This window comes from Pantoea sp. 18059 (genome assembly GCF_902706165.1).
GTDB lineage: Bacteria > Pseudomonadota > Gammaproteobacteria > Enterobacterales > Enterobacteriaceae > Pantoea > Pantoea agglomerans.
The window spans coordinates 499,396-518,013 of sequence record NZ_CACSJS010000002.1 but is presented as its reverse complement, the minus strand read 5'-3'; the positions used below and the strand labels follow the sequence as shown (position 1 = coordinate 518,013).

Sequence of the window (18,618 nt, the reverse complement as noted above, 5' to 3'; positions counted from 1 at the left end):
GGAATGCGCATCGATTAAGCATGTCTCAATACTCGATTGCGCTTCCTCGCCGAGCAGGCGAATCTTTTCTGACCGGCACCAGTCTCCCAGCGATTCCACTCACATGCACCGCACCCAAGCCGGAATGCGGAGCGATTAAGCTCCCAATGCCCAATATCACTCACCCAACCTGATCCCCCGCAACATGACTCACCCCACATCCATCGAAAAAAGATCTCACCCAATGAATTAATCATTCGTTATGATAGTTAGTAATTTGAATAATTTATTCCTTTGCGGAGCCCGCCATGAAACTCGACCTCAGCCAGATGATCACCGAAGGCCGCAACCCGGCCAGCCAGAATATTGACGAACTCTCCACCGAAGCGATGCTGCGCGTCATCAATGATGAAGATAAAAAGGTGGCGCTGGCGGTAGAGGCCATCGTGCCGCAGATTGCCGCCGCCGTTGACGCCATCTGCGCCGCCTTCCAGGCCGGTGGACGACTGATCTATTGCGGCGCAGGCACCTCCGGTCGGTTGGGCATACTGGATGCCAGCGAATGCCCACCTACCTTTGGCACACCCCGCGAGCAGGTTATCGGCCTGATTGCAGGAGGCCATACCGCCATACTCCAGGCGGTAGAAAACGCGGAAGACAACCGGGAGCAGGGCGCGCAGGATCTGAAAGATATCCACTTCAGCCGCCACGATGTGCTGGTTGGCATCGCCGCCAGCGGTCGCACACCCTACGTACTGGGTGCGCTGGCTTACGCAAACGAACTTGGCGCGACCACTGTATCGCTCACCTGTAATCCAGGCAGCGCCATGTCGCAGGTTGCCGCGATTGCGCTCACGCCGGTGGTCGGCCCCGAAGTGGTCACCGGGTCTTCCCGTATGAAAGCGGGCACGGCGCAAAAACTGGTGCTCAATATGCTCACCACCGGGTCGATGATCCGCAGCGGAAAAGTGTACGGCAACCTGATGGTCGATGTGGAAGCCACCAATCAGAAACTGGTACAGCGTCAGGTTAACATCGTCATGCAGGCCACTGACTGTGATGAGGCGACGGCCAGCGCCGCGCTCACCGCCTGTGGCGGACACTGCAAAACCGCCATTCTGATGGTGCTGGCTGACCTGGCTGCCGATGAGGCGAAAGCGCTGCTCAGTCAGCATCAAGGCTTTATCCGTCAGGCTTTACAGGTAGCGGGAGCACGCTAATGGCCAGAATCACCGAGGCACTGTTGCGCGACATCCTGCAGGCGGTCGGTGGCGCGCAAAATATCGCGGCCTGTGGTCACTGCATGACGCGGCTCCGCCTGACGCTCAATCAGCCGGGAGAGAGTGATCTGGCACGGTTAAAAAGCCTGCCGGGTATCTTAGGCGTTATCGACAGCGAGGCACAGTTGCAGATTGTGCTGGGACCTGGCAAGGCGCAAACCGCCGCCGAAGGGATGCAGAACCTGCTGGCTCAGGGTGATACCGCGCTGGCACCGCAGGGCCAAACAGCGGAACTAAGCCTGCTTGCGGCGCAGCAGAAGCAGCAGCTAAAGGCGAAACAGACCAGCGGCGTGCATCAGTTCCTGTCGCGCTTCGCCACCATCTTCACTCCGCTGATTCCGGGCTTTATCGGCGCGGGACTGCTGCTGGGATTTGCCACGCTGATTGAACAGAGTCTCCACCTCAACGCACCCGGTGACCACGCGCCCTGGCTGCTGCATACCGTGGCGTACATGAAAGTCTTCGGTAAAGGGCTGTTCACCTTTCTCAGCATCCTGATTGGCTACAACGCGCAAAAAGCGTTTGGCGGCAGCGGCGTCAATGGCGCAATCATCGCCTCGCTGTTTGTGCTCGGCTATGTGCCCACGGCCACCACCGGCTACTACAGCGGCATGGAAAACTTCTTTGGCCTGGCGATCGACCCGCGCGGCAACATTATTGGCGTGCTGATGGCGGCGATTATCGGGGCGTGGATTGAAAAACAGCTGCGCAAAATCATTCCCGACAATCTCGATATGATCCTCACCTCGCTGTTTACGCTGTTGATTACCGGCGCCATCACCTATCTGTTGATCATGCCGCTGGGCGGCGAACTGTTTAAAGGGATGTCGTGGCTGTTTATCCATCTCAATAACAATCCCTTTGGCTGTGCGCTGCTGGCCGGGCTGTTCCTGATCGCGGTGATGTTCGGCATCCATCAGGGCTTTATTCCGGTCTACTTTGCGCTGATGGAAACCCAGGGTTTTAACTCGCTCTTCCCGATTCTGGCGATGGCGGGAGCAGGCCAGGTCGGCGCATCACTGGCATTGTGGTGCAAAGCAGAAAAAGGGGCGCTGCTGCGGGCGCAGATCAAAGGCGCTATCGTGCCGGGGCTGCTTGGCGTCGGTGAACCGCTGATCTACGGCGTCACTTTGCCGCGCCTCAAGCCCTTTATCACCGCCTGTGGCGGCGGTGCGCTGGGCGGGTTCTTTATCGGGCTGGTGGCGTGGCTGGGTTTACCGGTCGGGATGAACACGGTATTCGGACCCTCCGGCCTGGTCACGCTGCCACTGATGACCTCCAGCCAGGGGATCTTCGCTGGCATGGCGGTCTATCTGGCCGGGCTGATGGTGGCCTGGATCGGCGGATTCCTGCTCACCTGGTGGTTTGGCACCCGTAATGTCGACCTCAGCTGACCCGCTGCCGGAATTCTCCAGTCCGGCTAACGGATGGATAATCAACCAAAAATGTGAAAGCCGCTACAAAGCGGCTTTATTATTGCCACTAATTTAACTTAAACGCTAAAGAGTAGGCAGAAGCATGCCGAAAACATAAAAAAAGGTAATCGTTATCTCTCAGCCCACAGTTTTCATGCCGACACTCAGACCGTCGCGTGCAGGACGTCGGGTCTCCAAGGACTTTTGATGCGTAACAACCAGCCTGTCTCTCAGCGTGAATATCTGTTCGACGATAATGCGACACTGATGTCGACCACCGATCTTAACAGCCACATCACCTACGCTAACGACGCGTTTATTGAGGCGAGCGGCTTCACCGCCGACGAGATCAACGGCCAGCCGCATAACATGGTGCGTCATCCCGATATGCCATCAGAAGCGTTTGCCGACATGTGGGCGACGCTGAAACAGGGTGAGCCCTGGACGGCACTGGTCAAGAATCGCCGTAAAAATGGCGATCACTACTGGGTGCGGGCCAACGCCATTCCGGTAGTCCGCGACGGTAAAGTGCAGGGCTACATGTCGGTGCGCACCAAACCCACGGCAGAGGAAGTGCGTCAGACTGAGGTGCTCTATCAGGATTTTCGTGAAGGCCGCGCCAGAGGGCGACGTTTTCACAAAGGCCTGCTGGTTCGCAGCGGCTGGCGTCGTCCCGCCTCAATCCTGAAGACGCTGCCCCTTCGCTGGCGGATCCGCACAACGCTGCTGACGTTACTGCCCCTCTCGGTGGCAGGCGTCTGGGCGCTGGGCATGACGCCCACGGCACTGGCAGGCTTTACCGCGGGAATGGTTGCGCTGCTTCTGCTCTGCAGCCTGTGGCTGGAGCAGCAGATTTCACGCCCTATTGAGCGGATGTGCAAACAGGCGCTGAGCGTGGCAACCGGTGCCAGCCATAAAGTGGAGCAGATGGACCGCGTTGATGAGGTGGGTGTGACGCTGCGCGCCATCGGTCAGCTCGGATTGATGTTCCGCTGGCTGGTGGATGATGTCAGCGGCCAGGCGATCAACGTGCTGAGCGCCAGCGACGCCATCGCCCGCAGCAATAACGAACTCAGCCGCCGTACCGAACAGGCGGCTGCCAACGTGCAGCAGACTGCGGCCACCATGAACGAAATGACCGCCACGGTGAAGAGCAACACTGAAACTGCACATGAGGCGAATACCCTCTCAGCCGGCACCAGCCACGCTGCCAGCAAAGGCGGTGAGGTGATGACCGAAATGATGGGCATGATGGGCGAAATTGCTGACAGTTCAAAGCGGATTGCCAATATTACCAGCGTTATCGACGGGATTGCCTTCCAGACCAATATCCTGGCACTGAACGCCGCCGTGGAAGCGGCGCGGGCCGGTGAGCAGGGCAAAGGCTTTGCGGTGGTCGCCGGAGAAGTGCGCAGCCTGGCGCAGCGCAGCGCCAAAGCCGCGAGCGAAATCAAAATGCTGGTTGAAACCAGCGCCAGCCGGGTCAACTCGGGCAATGAGCACGCCAGCGCGGCAGGCCGCACGATGCAGGATATCGTGTCGCAGGTGCAGAATGTCACCGCACTGATCGCCCAGATCAGCGCCGCCACGGCCGAACAGGCGACTGCGCTCAGCGAAGTCAGTTCAGCGGTGGAAGATCTTGATGATATCACCCACCAGAACGCCGCCCGCGTGACAGAAAGCGCCGAGGCTTCAGGTCGCATGACCCATCAGGCTAACCGTCTGGTCGAAGCGATCAGCGTCTTTCGTTAAGAGAAGAGATTCAGCGGCCCGGTTAAGAGGCCAGCGCCTGCGTGCCGTCGCGTCCGGCACGCAGTGCGCCTGGTGACTGACCGACAATCCGTTTAAAGGCGCGACTGAATGCCGCAATAGAGCCGTAGCCAAGATGATAAGCCACGGCTTCCACCGCTTCACCGTTGTTCACAATCCGCTGCACCGCCAGCCGCATCCGCAACTCCGTCAGATAGCGCAGCGGCGTCATGCCGGTGGCATTGAGAAACCGTCCGGCAAACACTGAGCGCGAACAGCCTGCCACGCTGGCCAGCCGCGCCACCGTCCAGTTTTCGCCTGGCTCCCGATGCATCGCAGCAATCGCCTGACTCAGACGTGGATCGCGCATCGCCTGCACCAGCCCACTGCGCTCGCCGCAGCCGTTCTCTACCCAGCCGCGCACAATCAGCGCGGCAACCACGTCTGCCAGACGCGACAGAATACCGGCGAATCCCGCCTGGCGGGTGAGCGACTCCCGCTCCATCGCCGCCAGAATCGGCTGAATCTCCGGGTATTGCGACAGCAGAGTACTCACCAGCATCACATCGGGCATGGTATTGATCAGCGGCTGCATGCCGCCGAGCTCAAACGCCATGCAGGCGCTGAATAACAGCACGCTGTGCTCGTCATCACAGGCATCTTCCGGGGCTGCAATGGCGCAGACGCTGTCGCAGAGCGGCTTGCTCGCCATGTTCTTAATACACTGGCAGCTCGCCTCCTCACTGGAGATCAGACTGTGGGGTTTGCCGTGCGGCACCAGCAGCGCATCGCCGCTGTTGAGCTGAAACACCTCGCCGGAGGCGCTGCGCACCATCAGTGAGCCGCGTCCGACAAAGTGGAACTGCGCCCGGCCCGGCGCGTGCTCATAACGCAGCCCAAACGGCGCGCTCACTGCGATACGCTGATAGTTCACGCCATAGAGGCGCATCCCCATCAGCAGCTCACTGGTCAGATCTCCATAGTGGCTCATGTGATTCCAGACGAATTATCAAAAATGAAGGTGTAAGCATCATAGATCGTCCTGACACGGCGTTCTATGCTCACACTCACTTTTTTATCTTCCGGAGAAGCAGCATGAGTCTGACAACCGAAGTGGCTGATGAGGTTTCCTCGCCGACCCGTCCCGCGTGGGGCGCGGTATTTGCTATGGCATTTGGGGTGTTCAGCCTCATCACCGCCGAATTTTTACCCGTGAGTCTGCTGACGCCGATGGCCCACAGCCTCGGCGTATCCGAAGGCCAGGCGGGACAGACCGTCACCATCACCGCGCTGGTGGCGCTGTTTACCAGTCTGGTCACCGGCAGCGTCACGCGGCGCATCGACCGCCGCATCGTCATGCTGGTGTTTTCTTTGTTGCTGATCGCGTCGGCACTGATGGTGGCGTTTGCGGCTGACCTGACGGTGATCCTGCTGGCGCGGGTGCTGCTGGGTATGGCCATTGGCGGCTTCTGGACACTCTCAACCGCCATCACCATGCGCCTGGTTCCCACCGATCAGGTGCCGCGTGCGCTCTCTATCGTCTTCAGCGGTATCTCGCTGGCGACGATTATCGCTACGCCACTGGGCAGCTATCTCGGCGGACTGGTGGGCTGGCGCAACATCTTTATGCTGACTGCCGGACTGGGTGCGGTGGCGCTGCTGTGGCAGTTCTTTACCCTGCCCGCCATGCCGGCAGAGAACAAAGCCCGCAACGGCGGGGTGCTGGCGCTGCTGCGTATTGGTGTGATGCGCTGGGGAATGCTGGCGGTAATCATGATGTTTACCGGTCACTTCGCCTTCTTTACCTATCTGCGTCCATTTCTGGAAAGCGTTGCGCAGCTCAACCTCAATCAGCTGTCGCTGGTGCTGCTGGCCTTTGGTGTGGCGAACTTCTTTGGCACCTCGCTGGCCGGTTTCCTGGTCACCCGCAGCGTATCACTGACCCTGAGTGGCATGGCGCTGTTGATGAGTGTCACCGCGCTGCTGCTGGTGAGCTTTGGCGATGTCAGCTGGATGGTAGGTGCAGGCGTGGCGATCTGGGGTATGGCGTTTGGTTCGATGCCAACCGGCTGGTCAACCTGGATTTCGCGCGCGGTGCCGGATGATGCGGAGTCGGGCGGCGGTTTACTGGTTGCCACCATCCAGCTGGCGATTACTGTCGGTGCAGCTGCGGGTGGCTGGATGTTTGACCTGCGCGGCGCAGGCGGTGTGTTCGTTGCCAGCGGAGTGCTGATGCTGCTGGCCGCGCTGACCATCTTCACCCGGGTACGACATCACGGTTAAATCCTCAAGGGCAGCAATATATGCTGCCTTTTTTTATGGGCGTAGATTATTAACCTTTTGAGTGATAACTGTGCGAAATGTGCTTTTTATCATCAATTTTACTGAACGAGTTAAGCAAAACCCTCCGCTTTTTACTGATCAACTTCCGGACTAATATATCTATCAACAAGGCAGCACGCCTTACCTGATAAAAATTAACCGAGGAATTGACCATGAAATCTATCAAAACTTTTGCAGCTGTTATCGCGCTTTCTGTTCTGCCATTCGCCAGCTTCGCCCAATCTGTGACCGCCATCGACTCTACGCTGGATGGTGCTGAAGCGAAAATCGCTGCGCAGGCTCAGGAAGCTGGTGCTTCATATAAAATCACTGAAGCTTACACCAACAACGGCGTTCACATGACCGCTGAGCTGCTGAAATAAGTTAAGTTTTACCCTCTTGTGCTGACAGGACGCCTTTGGGCGTCCTGGCGGCGTTTATCCGCTAATAATCCTGTCCCTTTCCCCCCGAAATAATTATTATTCTCAAAAACAATTCTGCATCTGACTGCTGGTCAGCTGTTTCTGGTTGCAATGTCGGGCTTTCTTTTCACTGCGTCTGCAGTGGATTAACTATGGAGAAGTTATGAAAGCGATTACCAATACGTGCCGGACCCTGCGTCCGCTGTTACTGGCTACGGCCCTGTTCTCTGCCTCAGGATGGTTGGCGGTGCAGGCTGAAGATCTCAATCAGGCCGTGGGTAAAGGCGTCTATGAACTGGCAGTCAGCCCGAAAGATAACGCGCTGTTCGTGGCGACAGCGCAGAACAGCAGCGGTGACGGCGGCACAGTTTTCCGTCTCGACCCGGCTACGCTGGCGGTACAGCAGTCGATCAACACGGAGCTGAAATCGTTCGGCGCGGCGATCAACCCGCAAACCAACGTGCTCTACATCGGCAACACCGTAAACGGCTCGGTTACGGCCATTGACGCCAGCAGCGGCAAAGTGCTCAACACGCTGGTGCTGGATAGCCGTAAGCGCAGTGAGACAGTGCGCCCATTGCAGCCGCGTCAGGTGGCGGTTGATGCTAAAACTAACCGGGTTTATATCACCGGCCTGGGACCGCAAAGCGTGGTCTGGGTGGTGGATGGCAGCACGCTGAAACTTGTCAGTACCATCCCGAATACCGGTAAAATGGGCACCGGCCTGGCGATAGATTCAGACGCGCAGAAGGTCTACGTCACCAACGGTGATGGTGAACTGGTGACGATTAATGCGCGCACCAATGCCATTGAGAAAAAGCAGAAGATTGACGGCGATAAAGAGCACTTCTTCCTGAACATCGCGCTGGATACGCGCGGTCAGCGCGCCTTCCTGACAGATTCAAAGCAGGCGCAGGTGCTGGTGGTTGATCTGCGTAATCAGCAGGTGATTCAGCGGATTGATGTGCCGGAATCGCTGGCGGTGCTGTTTAATGGTGAGCGCGATGAGCTTTATGTCACCCATCGCAAAGCGGGTGAAGTCAGCATCATCGACGCCAGCAGCTATAAGGTGAAGCGCACGGTGAAAACCCCGGCGCTGCCTAACAGTCTGGCACTCTCGGCAGACGGCAAGGTGCTTTATGTCAGCGTGAAGCAGCCTGGCTCGCGTAAGGCGCCGCCAAAAAATCCTGACAGCGTGATGCGTATTGCACTGTAAGGCGTGACGTCCCGGACACTACTGTGTTGAAGCTGTTTTACATCCGGTCTTTGTAAACGAGAAAGCCACTCTGACGAGTGGCTTTTTTATTTAAACAGAATCGCTTTCGCCGTTTTGAGGGTTCAGATGCGAAAGGCCACTCTTTTTCCGGTCGGAAGTTCCACATCAAGACTGAGTTTTCCGCCCATTGCTTCGACATAGCGTTTCAGCGTGGCAACCTTAATCTCATTTCCGCGTTGCTCAATCTGAGCAACGGCAGGCTGACGCACGCCCATGGCCTCGGCGAGCGTCTTTTGTGATAACTGAAGCTCTTCGCGAATCATCTGAAGCCCGACTTCCAGAATCATTTCATCAGACATTTTTTTGATTCGCGCCTGACTCTCAGGGGCGAAGTCGGCGATAACATCATCCAGGGTTCTCATTAATTATTTCCCTTCTCCTGTTCAGCCAGCCAGGCTGAAAATTCATCGTCAGCGATGCGTATCATTCGGATATAAAAACGTTTGTCATGACTCTTATCTCCGGCACATAACACAATAGCCTGGCGGACAGGGTCAAATGCATAAAATGCCCGAATTGGCTTTCCTGAAAACTGTACGCGGAGTTCTTTCATATTCCTGTACTGCGAGCCCTTGAGAGTATCAGCATAAGGGCGAGGCAAATCAGGGCCGTATACTTTTAACTTTCCCAGATCCGCTAACATTTTTTCCTGCAGGGCTTCTTCCTGCTCACTTAGCCAGCTTTCAAAGCGCGGGCTCAGGAGTACGGTCCACATGACATACTTCCTTGTATATATTCCGTCATACAGGGTACAGATTATAAGCTACAGCTTATAAATTCAAGCCAGAGAACACGCATGACGGCTGATTTAAGCATTAAAAAAGCCCGCTTTCGCGGGCCAGGAGCAGCACATCTCTGCTGTTACAGGAGTCCTGCAGGTTCTTTGCGGGATGATCCGTGGCTGAGGAGAGTGGGGTGGAAATCGACCTGTGCCGCCATACTTAAGTAGTTACACCTCTTCCGACGCTTCGCGCATCATCTCATCGTGCGGAACATCATCCAGAATCTGCTCAAAGCTGCGCAGACGCTTATAGATCGACATCAGTTCGATCAGCGTCGACCAGGAGGCGATCAGATACTGGAACGAGCCGCGCACCTGATCAAACACGTTGGTGATCTGGTTGAGTAAGCCCAGCGTGATGGTGCCCGCCACAATGGATGGAAACAGCAGAAACAGACCAAACACGTTATCAACCTGCAGATAGAGAATGCGGGTGATGTTGAAGTAGAGATAGTGAAAGTAGAGACGGAAGTAGTTGACCCGCACCCGACTGAACAACTCCTGAACCGTCTGCGGTGTGGCGCGATCGGCATTGTCTTCGCCGTAGACCAGCTCTTTACGGTAGGCGGCTTCAACCCGCTGATTGCGGAACTCCAGCCCCGGCAGCTTAATCCCTACCAGCGCCAGCAAACCGGTACCAAACACTGACCAGAGCACAGCGGCAATCACCAGTGCGTAAGGAATATTGCCGAGGATGGGAATATCTTTCACGTGATGGGAGAGCGCGACCAGCACCGGTAAAAACGCCACCAGCGTCATAATCGCCTGAATAAAACTGACACCCCAGTTTTCCAGCGTGGTCGCAAACCGCATGGTGTCTTCCTGCACACGCTGTGCGGCACCTTCGACATGACGCAGACGCTGCCAGTTGTGCATGTAGTAGTTATTCATGGCGCTACGCCAGCGGAAAACCCAGTGGCTGATAAAGAAGGAGTTGAGTACGCCAATCACCACTGCGATTAATGCGATGCCGAGAAAAGAGAAAACCTCATGGTAAAACTCCGCAATTTGCACCGATCCCGCTTTGGTTAACGCTTTCTGAATCAGATCATAAAACGGTCCATACCAGGCGTTAATGGCCACTCCGACCTGCACGCCAAACCAGGTCACAAAGATGATCAGCGCGGAGCCCCATACTGACCAGCGTTGCCATGGATGCGCATCAATCAACCGCCAGGCCCCGGCAAAAATGGCTACCATGATCCAGTAATAGAGGTAGAACCAGAGCTGACTCACGGCGATAAAACGCGCTGCCGTCGTCGGCAGGGGCTGTTTCATTGCTGTTTCAAAGGTGGGCCAGATGCCGGGCAGATGCGCGGCAAAACCGAACCAGGCAAAAATCGCTACTAAGCTCCAGACAGCCGCAGAGCTGAAAAACAGCGCTGGCCGCGGAAAAAAAGACTTAAACATAGGCACTCCGCTGTTGTGTGTTGCCTGTTATAACGTTTTTGACGGGTCGCTGTCTGTAGTCTGTTGTTTCTGCTAATGACAGGAGGGGGATAGATGTTAATGAAATTGTGCGGTTTTGTTTCCTGGAACTAAATCTTTGTGAATGGCAGTGTTACAATAGGTTGTTTGTTACCGGTAACAAGCAGGCTCCTGGCCTGTATCTGCTGATAAAAACCATTACAACGCAACCACCTATTTTTTTCATACCGCCGGTCAGCGCGGGAATGAGGCAATGTCATGTCAGAACAAAAAAAGGGTCATTCACGCAGGGATTTTTTGCTGAAGACAATCACCCTGGCGCCTGCAATGGCGGTAGGTTCCACAGCGATGGGTGCACTCTCCCTGCCGCTGGCCACACAGGCGGCTGAAACCCCGGCCACGCCACAGCAGGCGCGCGACTACAAGCCGAACTGGTTCACCGCCGAAGAGTTTGCTTTTATTACCGCCGCCGTGGCACGGCTTATCCCCAGCGATGAACGCGGGCCTGGTGCGCTGGAAGCGGGCGTGCCTGAGTTTATCGATCGTCAGATGAATACGCCGTATGCCACGGGGTCGAACTGGTATATGCAGGGGCCGTTTAACCCCGACCTGCCGAAAGAGCTGGGCTATCAGCTGCCGCTGGTGCCACAGCAGATCTACCGCCTCGGTCTGGCCGATGCCGATAATTACAGCAAAAAGCAGCACGGCAAGGTGTTCGCCCAGCTCAGTGGCGAGCAGCAGGATGCCTTACTGCAGGCGATGGAAAATGGCAGTGCTGAATTCAGCCAGCTGCCGGCAAAAGTCTTCTTTAGCTTCCTGTTGCAGAATACCCGTGAAGGCTTCTTCAGCGATCCTATACACGGCGGGAATCAGGGCATGGTCGGCTGGAAGCTGATTAACTTCCCTGGCGCACGCGCCGACTTTATGGACTGGGTAGAGCGCGGCGAACGTTATCCGTTCCCGTCAGTGTCGATTCGCGGGGAGAGAAGCTAAGCATGGCAAACGAAATGAAAAAAGTGGATGCGGTGATTGTCGGCTTCGGCTGGGCGGGTGCCATTATGGCGAAAGAGCTGACCGAAGCGGGCCTGAACGTGCTGGCGCTGGAGCGCGGACCGCATCGTGATACCTATCCTGATGGCTCCTATCCGCAGTCCATTGATGAGCTGACCTATAACGTCCGCAAAAAGCTTTTCCAGGATCTCTCCAAAAGCACCGTGACCATTCGTCATGATGCGTCGCAGACCGCAGTGCCCTATCGTCAGCTGGCGGCATTTCTGCCCGGCACCGGTACCGGTGGCGCGGGTCTTCACTGGTCCGGCGTCCATTTCCGTGTCGATCCGGTTGAGTTGCGGATGCGCAGCCATTACGAAGAGCGCTACGGCAAGAACTTCATTCCGGAAGGCATGACGATTCAGGATTTTGGCGTCAGCTACGATGAGCTGGAGCCGTTCTTCGACAAAGCGGAAAAAGTTTTTGGCACCTCAGGCAGCGCCTGGAGTATCAAAGGCAAAGTGGTCGGCAAAGATACAGGCGGCAACCCGTTTGCACCCGATCGCTCAGATAACTTTCCGCTGCCCGCGCAGAAGCGCACTTACTCGGCGCAGCTGTTTGCTCAGGCGGCAGAGTCGGTCGGCTATCACCCTTACGATCTGCCGTCCGCCAATACCTCGGGTCCGTATACCAACACCTACGGCGCACAGATGGGGCCGTGCAACTTCTGCGGTTACTGCAGCGGCTACGCCTGCTACATGTATTCCAAGGCGTCGCCTAACGTCAATATCCTGCCTGCGCTGCGTCAGGAGCCTAAGTTTGAGCTGCGCAATAACTCTTATGTGCTGCGGGTCAATCTCAGCGATGACAAAACGCGTGCGACCGGTGTGACCTATGTGGATGGGCAGGGCCGCGAGCAGATTCAGCCCGCTGACCTGGTGATCCTCTCCGCCTTCCAGTTCCACAATGTTCACCTGATGCTGCTGTCGGGCATCGGCAAACCCTACAACCCGATTACCAACGAAGGGACCGTAGGTCGTAACTTCGCCTATCAGAACCTCTCTACGCTGAAGGCGCTGTTTGATAAGAACACCACCACTAATCCGTTTATCGGTGCGGGTGGCGCAGGCGTTGCGGTTGATGATTTCAACGCGGATAACTTCGACCACGGGCCGCTGGGCTTTGTTGGTGGTTCGCCATTCTGGGTTAACCAGGCGGGCACCAAACCGATCTCCGGCCTGCCGGTGCCGGCGGGTACGCCCAACTGGGGCAGCAAATGGAAAGCGGCGGTGGCGGATACCTACACCCATCATCTGTCGATGGATGCGCACGGCGCCCACCAGTCTTATCGCGCCAACTACCTTGATCTCGATCCCAACTACAAAGATGCCTATGGACAGCCGCTGCTGCGCATGACCTTTGACTGGCAGGAGAACGACATCAAAATGGCGCAGTTCATGGTCGGCAAGATGCGCAATATCGCGGAAGCGATGAATCCGAAGATGATCATCGGCGGCGCGAAAAAGCCTGGCACCCATTTCGACTCCACGGTTTATCAGACTACCCACATCAGTGGCGGGGCGATCATGGGCGACGATCCAAAAACCAGTGCGGTTAACCGTTATCTGCAAAGCTGGGATGTGCCGAATGTGTTTGTACCGGGTGCATCGGCTTTCCCGCAGGGACTGGGCTACAACCCGACCGGCATGGTGGCGGCGCTGACCTACTGGTCAGCTAAAGCGATTCGCGAACACTACCTGAAAAACCCAGGCCCACTGGTGCAGGCATAAGGACATGGCGATGAAAAATGGCATTCTGGCTCTGATTCTTGGCTCCCTGACGTTCGCCGCCCTGGCGGAGAGCAGCCAGGACGATCTGGTTAAACGGGGTGAGTATCTGGCGCGAGCCGGTGACTGTGTGGCCTGCCACACCAGCAAAGGCGGCGCGGCCTTTGCCGGTGGGCTGCCGATGGCAACACCGATTGGCACCATCTACTCCACCAACATTACGCCCGATCCCGCTACTGGCATTGGCGAATACAGCTACGACGACTTCCAGAAAGCGGTGCGTCAGGGCGTGGCGAAAAATGGCGATACGCTCTATCCGGCGATGCCATATCCCTCTTATGCCGTGGTCAGCGATGAAGACATGAAGGCGCTTTACGCCTACTTCATGCATGGCGTCGCGCCGGTCGGGCAGCCAAACCGGGAGAGCGACATTCCCTGGCCGCTGTCGATGCGCTGGCCGCTGGCGATCTGGCGCGGAATTTTTGCGCCCGACGTGAAAGCGTTCCAGCCTGCAGCCCAGGAAGATCCGGTGCTGGCACGTGGTCGCTATCTGGTAGAAGGACTGGGTCACTGCGGGGCCTGTCACACGCCGCGCAGCATCACGATGCAGGAGAAGGCGCTGACCAACAATGAGGGCAGCGACTATCTGGCGGGCAGCAGCGCACCGATTGATGGCTGGACCGCCAGCAATCTGCGTGGCGACAACCGTGATGGACTGGGTCGCTGGAGCGAAGAGGACCTGCGTCAGTTCCTGCGTTATGGCCGCAACGATCAGACCGCAGCTTTTGGTGGCATGACCGACGTGGTGGAACACAGCCTGCAGCACCTGAGCGAGTCCGATATCACGGCGATTGCGCGCTATCTGAAGTCGCTGGGCGCGAAAGATCCGCATCAGGCAGCCTTCAGCGTCGATGACGCCACCGCCAAAGCATTGTGGAAAGGTGACGACAGTGCGACGGGGGCAGCCACCTACGTCGACAGCTGTGCGGCGTGCCATAAAACCGATGGCAGCGGCTATAAACGTTTCTATCCGGCGCTGCGCGGTAATCCGGTAGTACTGGCGGACGATCCGACCTCACTGATTCATATCGTGCTGGTGGGCGGACAGTTGCCTGGCGTTAATGGCGCGCCGTCGACCATTACCATGCCAGCATTTGGCTGGCGTCTTGACGATCAGCAGGTGGCGGACGTGGTCAACTTCGTGCGTAACAGCTGGGGCAACAAGGCGTCGGAGCCGGTCAGCGCGAAACAGGTCGCTGAGCTGCGTAAAGATGAGAAAGATCGGCTGGGCAGTGCAGATATCCGGGTACTGGAAGGCAAATAATCGGCAGTAAAAAAGGCCGTCATCATCAGGATGACGGCCTTTTCTTTTAGATATTCTCCAGATCGATACCGCGCGTTTTCGGCCCATAAATCCCTACCGACAGCATCACCATCACCATGCTCAGCACGATAAAGGTAATCACGCCTGGCGTACCGGCATACTGCAGGATCACCCCAATCAAAATACTGCTGAATACCGTAGAGAGACGGCTGAAGGAGTAGCAGAAGCCGACCGCCCGCGCACGAATATGGGTCGGGAAAATCTCGGTCTGATAGGCGTGGAAGCTGAAGGTCAGCCAGGCGTTGGACCAGGTGATCAGGAAGCCGCAGAGAATCAGCAATACCGGCTGCGTCTGGAAGGCGAACAACGTGCCGAACACCACCGTCATCAGCGACGACAGGACAATCTGCCACTTATTTTCCAGCTTATCGGCGTAGCGGCTACAGATCAGCGATCCCAGCGGATAGGCCAGCGTGATGAAGAAGGCATAAAGCAAACTGTGCGTCACCGTGGCACCGCGGCCTGACAGCAGCGCAGGCAGCCAGTTACCAAAGCCGAAAAAGCCGATCGCCTGGAAAAAATTCATCACCACCAGCATCAGGGTGCGCTTGCGGTAAGAGGGTGACCAGATCTCGCTGAAGCGCCCCCGTTTTGGCAGCTGCGCCGCGGCGTCGTCGGCTGAAAAAGCGGGTCCTGCCGGGATGCCGCAGCGTTGCTCCATCGTGGACAGCACCTGATGCGCCTCCTGATGACGACCCTGCTGCGCCAGCCAGCGCGCCGACTCCGGCAGGTTCCTGCGCACCAGCCAGATCACCAGCGAGCAGACCGCGCCCGCAATGACCACCCAGCGCCAGCCTTCAAGGCTGAACAGCGTTTGCGGAATTAGCCACCACGACATCAGCGCCACGGCCGGCACCGATAAAAACTGCACGAAAAAGGAGAAGGCAAAGGCGCGGCTGCGCAGATGGGTCGGCACCCATTCCGACAGATAGGTGTCGATGGTCACCAGCTCGACGCCCAGCCCGATCCCCACCAGAAAGCGGAACAGAATAATCATCTCTGCGCTCTGCTGGAACGCCATCAGCAGTGAAAACAGCCCGTACCACAGCAGCGCACACATAAAGGTGAGACGGCGACCAAAGCGGTCAGCGTAGGGTGCCAGCAGGCTGGCACCAAAAAACAGACCGAGAAAAGTGGCTGAGGCGAAGGCCGCCTGATCGGAGAAGCCCAGCACGCCTGCCGCACCCGTGTGAAATACGCCCGCCGACAGCAGGCCGGTACTGATGTAGCCGGTTTCAAACAGGTCATAAAGCTCAAAAAAGCCGCCCAGCGCCAGCAGCGTAATAAAGCGCCACAATCCGGCGGAGGAGGGCAGCGCATCAACACGAGCGGCTAAGCTGTTACGGGCCACCGATGAAGCGTTCATCGGTGGCAGGCTGGTGGAGGAGGTGGTCATGTCAGCGTGAACCTCAGGCAGTGTGGAGACGACTCGCAGCCGGTCGGAGGCTTATTAAAATAGTTAACCGTTAGCAAGCGAAGAAATAGCAGAATAGTCAATTCATCCGCCGTTGCCGAGAGGGTCGTTGCTGACTATTTAGCAACGTACGTTGCAGGTTTTGCCATCCGTGGCAGGCGCACTCCGGCAGCGGCGACCAGGCCAGAATCTGATTGCAGCGAACTCCGGACTGTCTCTCAGTCCGGTAACGCGGGGGCAGGAGCGCATGGATGCAAATGGCGTCCTTGCGTTATCATAGCCTTGCTTTATGACACCTTTTCACGGACGCGGAAAAAGCTGAGCTGAAGAAGCTGACACAATTACTGAAAGATGAGGTGTAACGTGAGTTTTTTTGACGAGCTGAAAGCATCGCTGGAAGAGGCTGTGGAGATCAAAAACGGTATCAGGGAGCCCGGTCGTGTTACCCGTTACGCGGTTGCCGACGTGAAGGCTATCCGGGCACAGCTTAACGTCTCACAGAGTGAGATGGCGACGGCATTGGGAACCAGCCTCGATACCATAAAGAGCTGGGAAGCCGGACGGCGTAACCCGACCGGGCTGGCAGCTAAAGTACTGGTAACTATCCAGAAAAACCCGGAATTTTTTAAGGAGCTGGCGGCGCAATGAGCCGTTGTTCCCTGCACGCCGTTTAACAAAAAATAAAACGTGCCACCGATGAAACATTCATCGGTGGCACTGTGCTTTAAGGCAGTTTCGGCCAGACGCCTGGCCCGATCGGCAGACCCAGCAGATACCACACCAGCAGCAGCGCTATCCAGCTGATAAAGAACACCAGCGGATAGGGGAAGATCAGCACGTAATAGGTGCCGAGCTGCGCATCTTTCTGGTAACGCTGCAAAAAGGCGAGAAACAGCGGCAGAAACGGCGACATCGGTGCCAGTGGCAGCACGGCGGAGTCGGCGATGCGGAAAATCATCTGGGCAAAGGCGGGATGGAAGCCGAGCAGCATAAACATCGGCACAAAGACCGGCGCCAGAATCGACCAGATGGCTGAGCCGCTGGCGATAAACATGCAGAGAAACGCCGACAGGAACATCAGGCCGAGAAAAGCGGGCGCGCCGCTGACGCCTGCGCTCTCCAGCACATCGGTCAGCCCGATCGCCATGAATTTTCCCATGTTGCTCCAGTTGAAGAACGCCACGAACTGCGACAGCGGAAACACCATCACGATAAAACCCGCCATGCCCTTCATCGGATCGACCAGCAGCTGCGGAATATCATCCGGACGGCGGATCTGTCGGGTGACCACGCCATAAGCAATCGCCACTACAAAGAAAAACAGAATGATGATTGGCACGATGCCCTGAATAAAAGGCGAGGGAATAATGGCGCCGGTGGCGGGATTGCGCAGCGGTGCATTTTCCGGCACCACCAGCAGCGCCATCAGGGCGATAAACAGCAGCGCGGCGATCCCGGCAGCCCGCAGACCGCGGTTTTCAAGCGGCGTCAGCGCCGCCAGCTTCTCGCCGTTGCCCTGCCACTTTGGCAGTCGCGGCTCGACAAATTTATCGGTCAGCAGCGCGCCCACAATCGTCAGCACAATCACCGACGTGGCCATAAAGAACCAGTTATCGATGACGCTGACATGCACCGTGTCGCTGACCGCTTTAGCCGCTTCAGTGCTGATGCCCGAGAGCAGCACATCGGTGGTGACAATCAGCAGGTTGGCGGTAAAGCCGGAGGCCACACCGGCAATGGCGGCCAGCAGGCCCGCCACCGGATGACGGCCCACCGCCAGAAAGATCAGTGCGCCCAGCGGCGGCATCACTACCAGCGCGGCATCCGAGGAGATATGGCTGAAAAAGGCGATAAACAGCACCATGTAGCTGGCATAACGGCGGCTGACGCGTGACGCCATCTTCACCATCAGCGACTGGAGCAGGCCGACCTTTTCCGCCAGTCCGGCACCAATCACCAGTGCCAGAATCGATCCCAGCGGGGTAAAGCTGCTGAAGTTTTTGATGATATTTGGCAGGATCCACTGAATGCCTGCGACGCTCAGCAGGTTATTCACCCGCACGATTTCGCCGTTGCTCGGGTTCTTCACCGCCAGATCCAGCGCGCTGATAATGGCAGTCGCCACCATCAGCACCACGATCAGATAGACAAACAGTAAAAACGGGTTGGGGACTTTATTCCCCACGCGCTCGATCCAGCTGAAGAGCCGGCCAGGACTGCGGTTCTCGGATGTTGCTTCCATGGTATTGGTTCTCGTCTTGTGTCCCTTTTATCGGCGGTAGCAAGGCCTGACGCCGGTCGCGTTGTGCGACAGGCGGTGAGTTCAGTTCCGGCACCGCTGAATCAGGGAAGTGTTTGCAATATTTTTTTATAGTGGTCCGTGTCAGAGAC

16 protein-coding genes are annotated in these 18,618 nt (G+C 57.1%); 10 read left to right on the top strand and 6 right to left on the bottom strand.

What is annotated here, in order from left to right:
• The first annotated feature begins 287 nt into the window (after window positions 1–287).
• From murQ to GVJ63_RS09160, 3 genes are all read left to right on the top strand, one after another.
• Window positions 288–1,199 carry an N-acetylmuramic acid 6-phosphate etherase gene (gene murQ / locus GVJ63_RS09170; RefSeq protein ID WP_159226736.1) on the top strand — a complete coding sequence of 304 codons (912 nt, stop codon included), beginning with the start codon at window positions 288–290 and terminating at the stop codon, window positions 1,197–1,199.
• Window positions 1,199–2,653 (top strand): PTS N-acetylmuramic acid transporter subunit IIBC, encoded by a 1,455-nt coding sequence (murP, locus tag GVJ63_RS09165; protein WP_159226735.1) that lies wholly within the window; start codon window positions 1,199–1,201, stop codon window positions 2,651–2,653. The genes murQ and murP overlap by 1 nt, the downstream gene beginning before the upstream one ends.
• Before the next feature lie 228 nt (window positions 2,654–2,881).
• A complete protein-coding gene (locus GVJ63_RS09160; protein WP_033780425.1) occupies window positions 2,882–4,426 on the top strand; it encodes a PAS domain-containing methyl-accepting chemotaxis protein in 1,545 nt (514 codons plus the stop codon).
• A gap of 22 nt (window positions 4,427–4,448) precedes the next feature.
• Here GVJ63_RS09160 and GVJ63_RS09155 read toward each other — a convergent pair whose 3' ends face one another.
• Window positions 4,449–5,414: an AraC family transcriptional regulator gene (locus GVJ63_RS09155; protein WP_010252125.1), complete on the bottom strand. Its 966-nt coding sequence runs from the start codon at window positions 5,412–5,414 to the stop codon at window positions 4,449–4,451.
• 104 nt (window positions 5,415–5,518) lie between these two features.
• Between GVJ63_RS09155 and GVJ63_RS09150 the strand changes: the two genes are divergently transcribed.
• The 3 genes from GVJ63_RS09150 to GVJ63_RS09140 all read left to right on the top strand — a co-directional run bounded on the left by GVJ63_RS09150 (window position 5,519) and on the right by GVJ63_RS09140 (window position 8,383).
• On the top strand, window positions 5,519–6,706 hold the full coding sequence (locus tag GVJ63_RS09150; RefSeq protein WP_010252123.1) for an MFS transporter: 1,188 nt from the start codon (window positions 5,519–5,521) through the stop codon (window positions 6,704–6,706).
• A 212-nt stretch (window positions 6,707–6,918) separates the two neighbouring features.
• The gene (locus tag GVJ63_RS09145) at window positions 6,919–7,128 is read left to right on the top strand and encodes a DUF1471 domain-containing protein (protein ID WP_009092571.1); all 210 of its coding nucleotides are present in this window, start codon (window positions 6,919–6,921) and stop codon (window positions 7,126–7,128) included.
• 202 nt (window positions 7,129–7,330) lie between these two features.
• A complete protein-coding gene (locus GVJ63_RS09140; RefSeq protein ID WP_159226734.1) occupies window positions 7,331–8,383 on the top strand; it encodes a YncE family protein in 1,053 nt (350 codons plus the stop codon).
• Window positions 8,384–8,505: 122 nt separating this feature from the next.
• On the opposite strand, the gene GVJ63_RS09135 is transcribed toward GVJ63_RS09140, so the two are convergent.
• From GVJ63_RS09135 to sbmA, 3 genes are all read right to left on the bottom strand, one after another.
• Window positions 8,506–8,805, bottom strand: coding sequence for a helix-turn-helix domain-containing protein (locus tag GVJ63_RS09135; protein WP_159226733.1), 300 nt, complete (start codon window positions 8,803–8,805; stop codon window positions 8,506–8,508).
• Window positions 8,805–9,158 carry a type II toxin-antitoxin system RelE/ParE family toxin gene (locus GVJ63_RS09130; protein WP_010672045.1) on the bottom strand — a complete coding sequence of 118 codons (354 nt, stop codon included), beginning with the start codon at window positions 9,156–9,158 and terminating at the stop codon, window positions 8,805–8,807. Before GVJ63_RS09130 ends, GVJ63_RS09135 begins: the two co-directional genes overlap by 1 nt.
• Before the next feature lie 234 nt (window positions 9,159–9,392).
• Window positions 9,393–10,634 (bottom strand): peptide antibiotic transporter SbmA, encoded by a 1,242-nt coding sequence (gene sbmA, locus GVJ63_RS09125; RefSeq protein WP_010672044.1) that lies wholly within the window; start codon window positions 10,632–10,634, stop codon window positions 9,393–9,395.
• Window positions 10,635–10,910: 276 nt separating this feature from the next.
• Here sbmA and GVJ63_RS09120 point away from each other — a divergent pair, with 276 nt between their 5' ends.
• The 3 genes from GVJ63_RS09120 to GVJ63_RS09110 are packed head-to-tail and all read left to right on the top strand — an operon-like array spanning window position 10,911 to window position 14,753.
• On the top strand, window positions 10,911–11,645 hold the full coding sequence (locus GVJ63_RS09120) for a gluconate 2-dehydrogenase subunit 3 family protein (protein ID WP_159226732.1): 735 nt from the start codon (window positions 10,911–10,913) through the stop codon (window positions 11,643–11,645).
• A gap of 2 nt (window positions 11,646–11,647) precedes the next feature.
• Window positions 11,648–13,432, top strand: coding sequence for a GMC family oxidoreductase (locus tag GVJ63_RS09115; RefSeq protein ID WP_010252112.1), 1,785 nt, complete (start codon window positions 11,648–11,650; stop codon window positions 13,430–13,432).
• Between the two features lie 10 nt (window positions 13,433–13,442).
• Entirely contained in the window at window positions 13,443–14,753 is a 1,311-nt protein-coding gene (locus tag GVJ63_RS09110; protein WP_033780611.1) for a cytochrome c, read from the top strand.
• A 46-nt stretch (window positions 14,754–14,799) separates the two neighbouring features.
• Here GVJ63_RS09110 and GVJ63_RS09105 read toward each other — a convergent pair whose 3' ends face one another.
• A complete protein-coding gene (locus tag GVJ63_RS09105) occupies window positions 14,800–16,209 on the bottom strand; it encodes an MFS transporter (RefSeq protein WP_159226731.1) in 1,410 nt (469 codons plus the stop codon).
• 381 nt (window positions 16,210–16,590) lie between these two features.
• Here GVJ63_RS09105 and nadS point away from each other — a divergent pair, with 381 nt between their 5' ends.
• Window positions 16,591–16,875 carry a NadS family protein gene (gene nadS, locus GVJ63_RS09100; protein WP_022625237.1) on the top strand — a complete coding sequence of 95 codons (285 nt, stop codon included), beginning with the start codon at window positions 16,591–16,593 and terminating at the stop codon, window positions 16,873–16,875.
• A gap of 76 nt (window positions 16,876–16,951) precedes the next feature.
• Here the strand turns inward: nadS and abgT are convergent, their stop codons facing one another.
• Entirely contained in the window at window positions 16,952–18,469 is a 1,518-nt protein-coding gene (gene abgT, locus GVJ63_RS09095) for a p-aminobenzoyl-glutamate transporter (protein WP_010252101.1), read from the bottom strand.
• Between the last annotated feature and the right edge of the window lie 149 nt (window positions 18,470–18,618).

Bases quoted from the DNA above. Each gene is read 5' to 3' on its own strand.
- murQ (WP_159226736.1), top strand. From the start codon at position 288: ATGAAACTCGACCTCAGCCAGATGATCACCGAAGGCCGCAACCCGGCC.
- murP (WP_159226735.1), top strand. From the start codon at position 1,199: ATGGCCAGAATCACCGAGGCACTGTTGCGCGACATCCTGCAGGCGGTC.
- GVJ63_RS09160 (WP_033780425.1), top strand. From the start codon at position 2,882: ATGCGTAACAACCAGCCTGTCTCTCAGCGTGAATATCTGTTCGACGAT.
- GVJ63_RS09155 (WP_010252125.1), bottom strand. From the start codon at position 5,414: ATGAGCCACTATGGAGATCTGACCAGTGAGCTGCTGATGGGGATGCGC.
- GVJ63_RS09150 (WP_010252123.1), top strand. From the start codon at position 5,519: ATGAGTCTGACAACCGAAGTGGCTGATGAGGTTTCCTCGCCGACCCGT.
- GVJ63_RS09145 (WP_009092571.1), top strand. From the start codon at position 6,919: ATGAAATCTATCAAAACTTTTGCAGCTGTTATCGCGCTTTCTGTTCTG.
- GVJ63_RS09140 (WP_159226734.1), top strand. From the start codon at position 7,331: ATGAAAGCGATTACCAATACGTGCCGGACCCTGCGTCCGCTGTTACTG.
- GVJ63_RS09135 (WP_159226733.1), bottom strand. From the start codon at position 8,805: ATGAGAACCCTGGATGATGTTATCGCCGACTTCGCCCCTGAGAGTCAG.
- GVJ63_RS09130 (WP_010672045.1), bottom strand. From the start codon at position 9,158: ATGTGGACCGTACTCCTGAGCCCGCGCTTTGAAAGCTGGCTAAGTGAG.
- sbmA (WP_010672044.1), bottom strand. From the start codon at position 10,634: ATGTTTAAGTCTTTTTTTCCGCGGCCAGCGCTGTTTTTCAGCTCTGCG.
- GVJ63_RS09120 (WP_159226732.1), top strand. From the start codon at position 10,911: ATGTCAGAACAAAAAAAGGGTCATTCACGCAGGGATTTTTTGCTGAAG.
- GVJ63_RS09115 (WP_010252112.1), top strand. From the start codon at position 11,648: ATGGCAAACGAAATGAAAAAAGTGGATGCGGTGATTGTCGGCTTCGGC.
- GVJ63_RS09110 (WP_033780611.1), top strand. From the start codon at position 13,443: ATGAAAAATGGCATTCTGGCTCTGATTCTTGGCTCCCTGACGTTCGCC.
- GVJ63_RS09105 (WP_159226731.1), bottom strand. From the start codon at position 16,209: ATGACCACCTCCTCCACCAGCCTGCCACCGATGAACGCTTCATCGGTG.
- abgT (WP_010252101.1), bottom strand. From the start codon at position 18,469: ATGGAAGCAACATCCGAGAACCGCAGTCCTGGCCGGCTCTTCAGCTGG.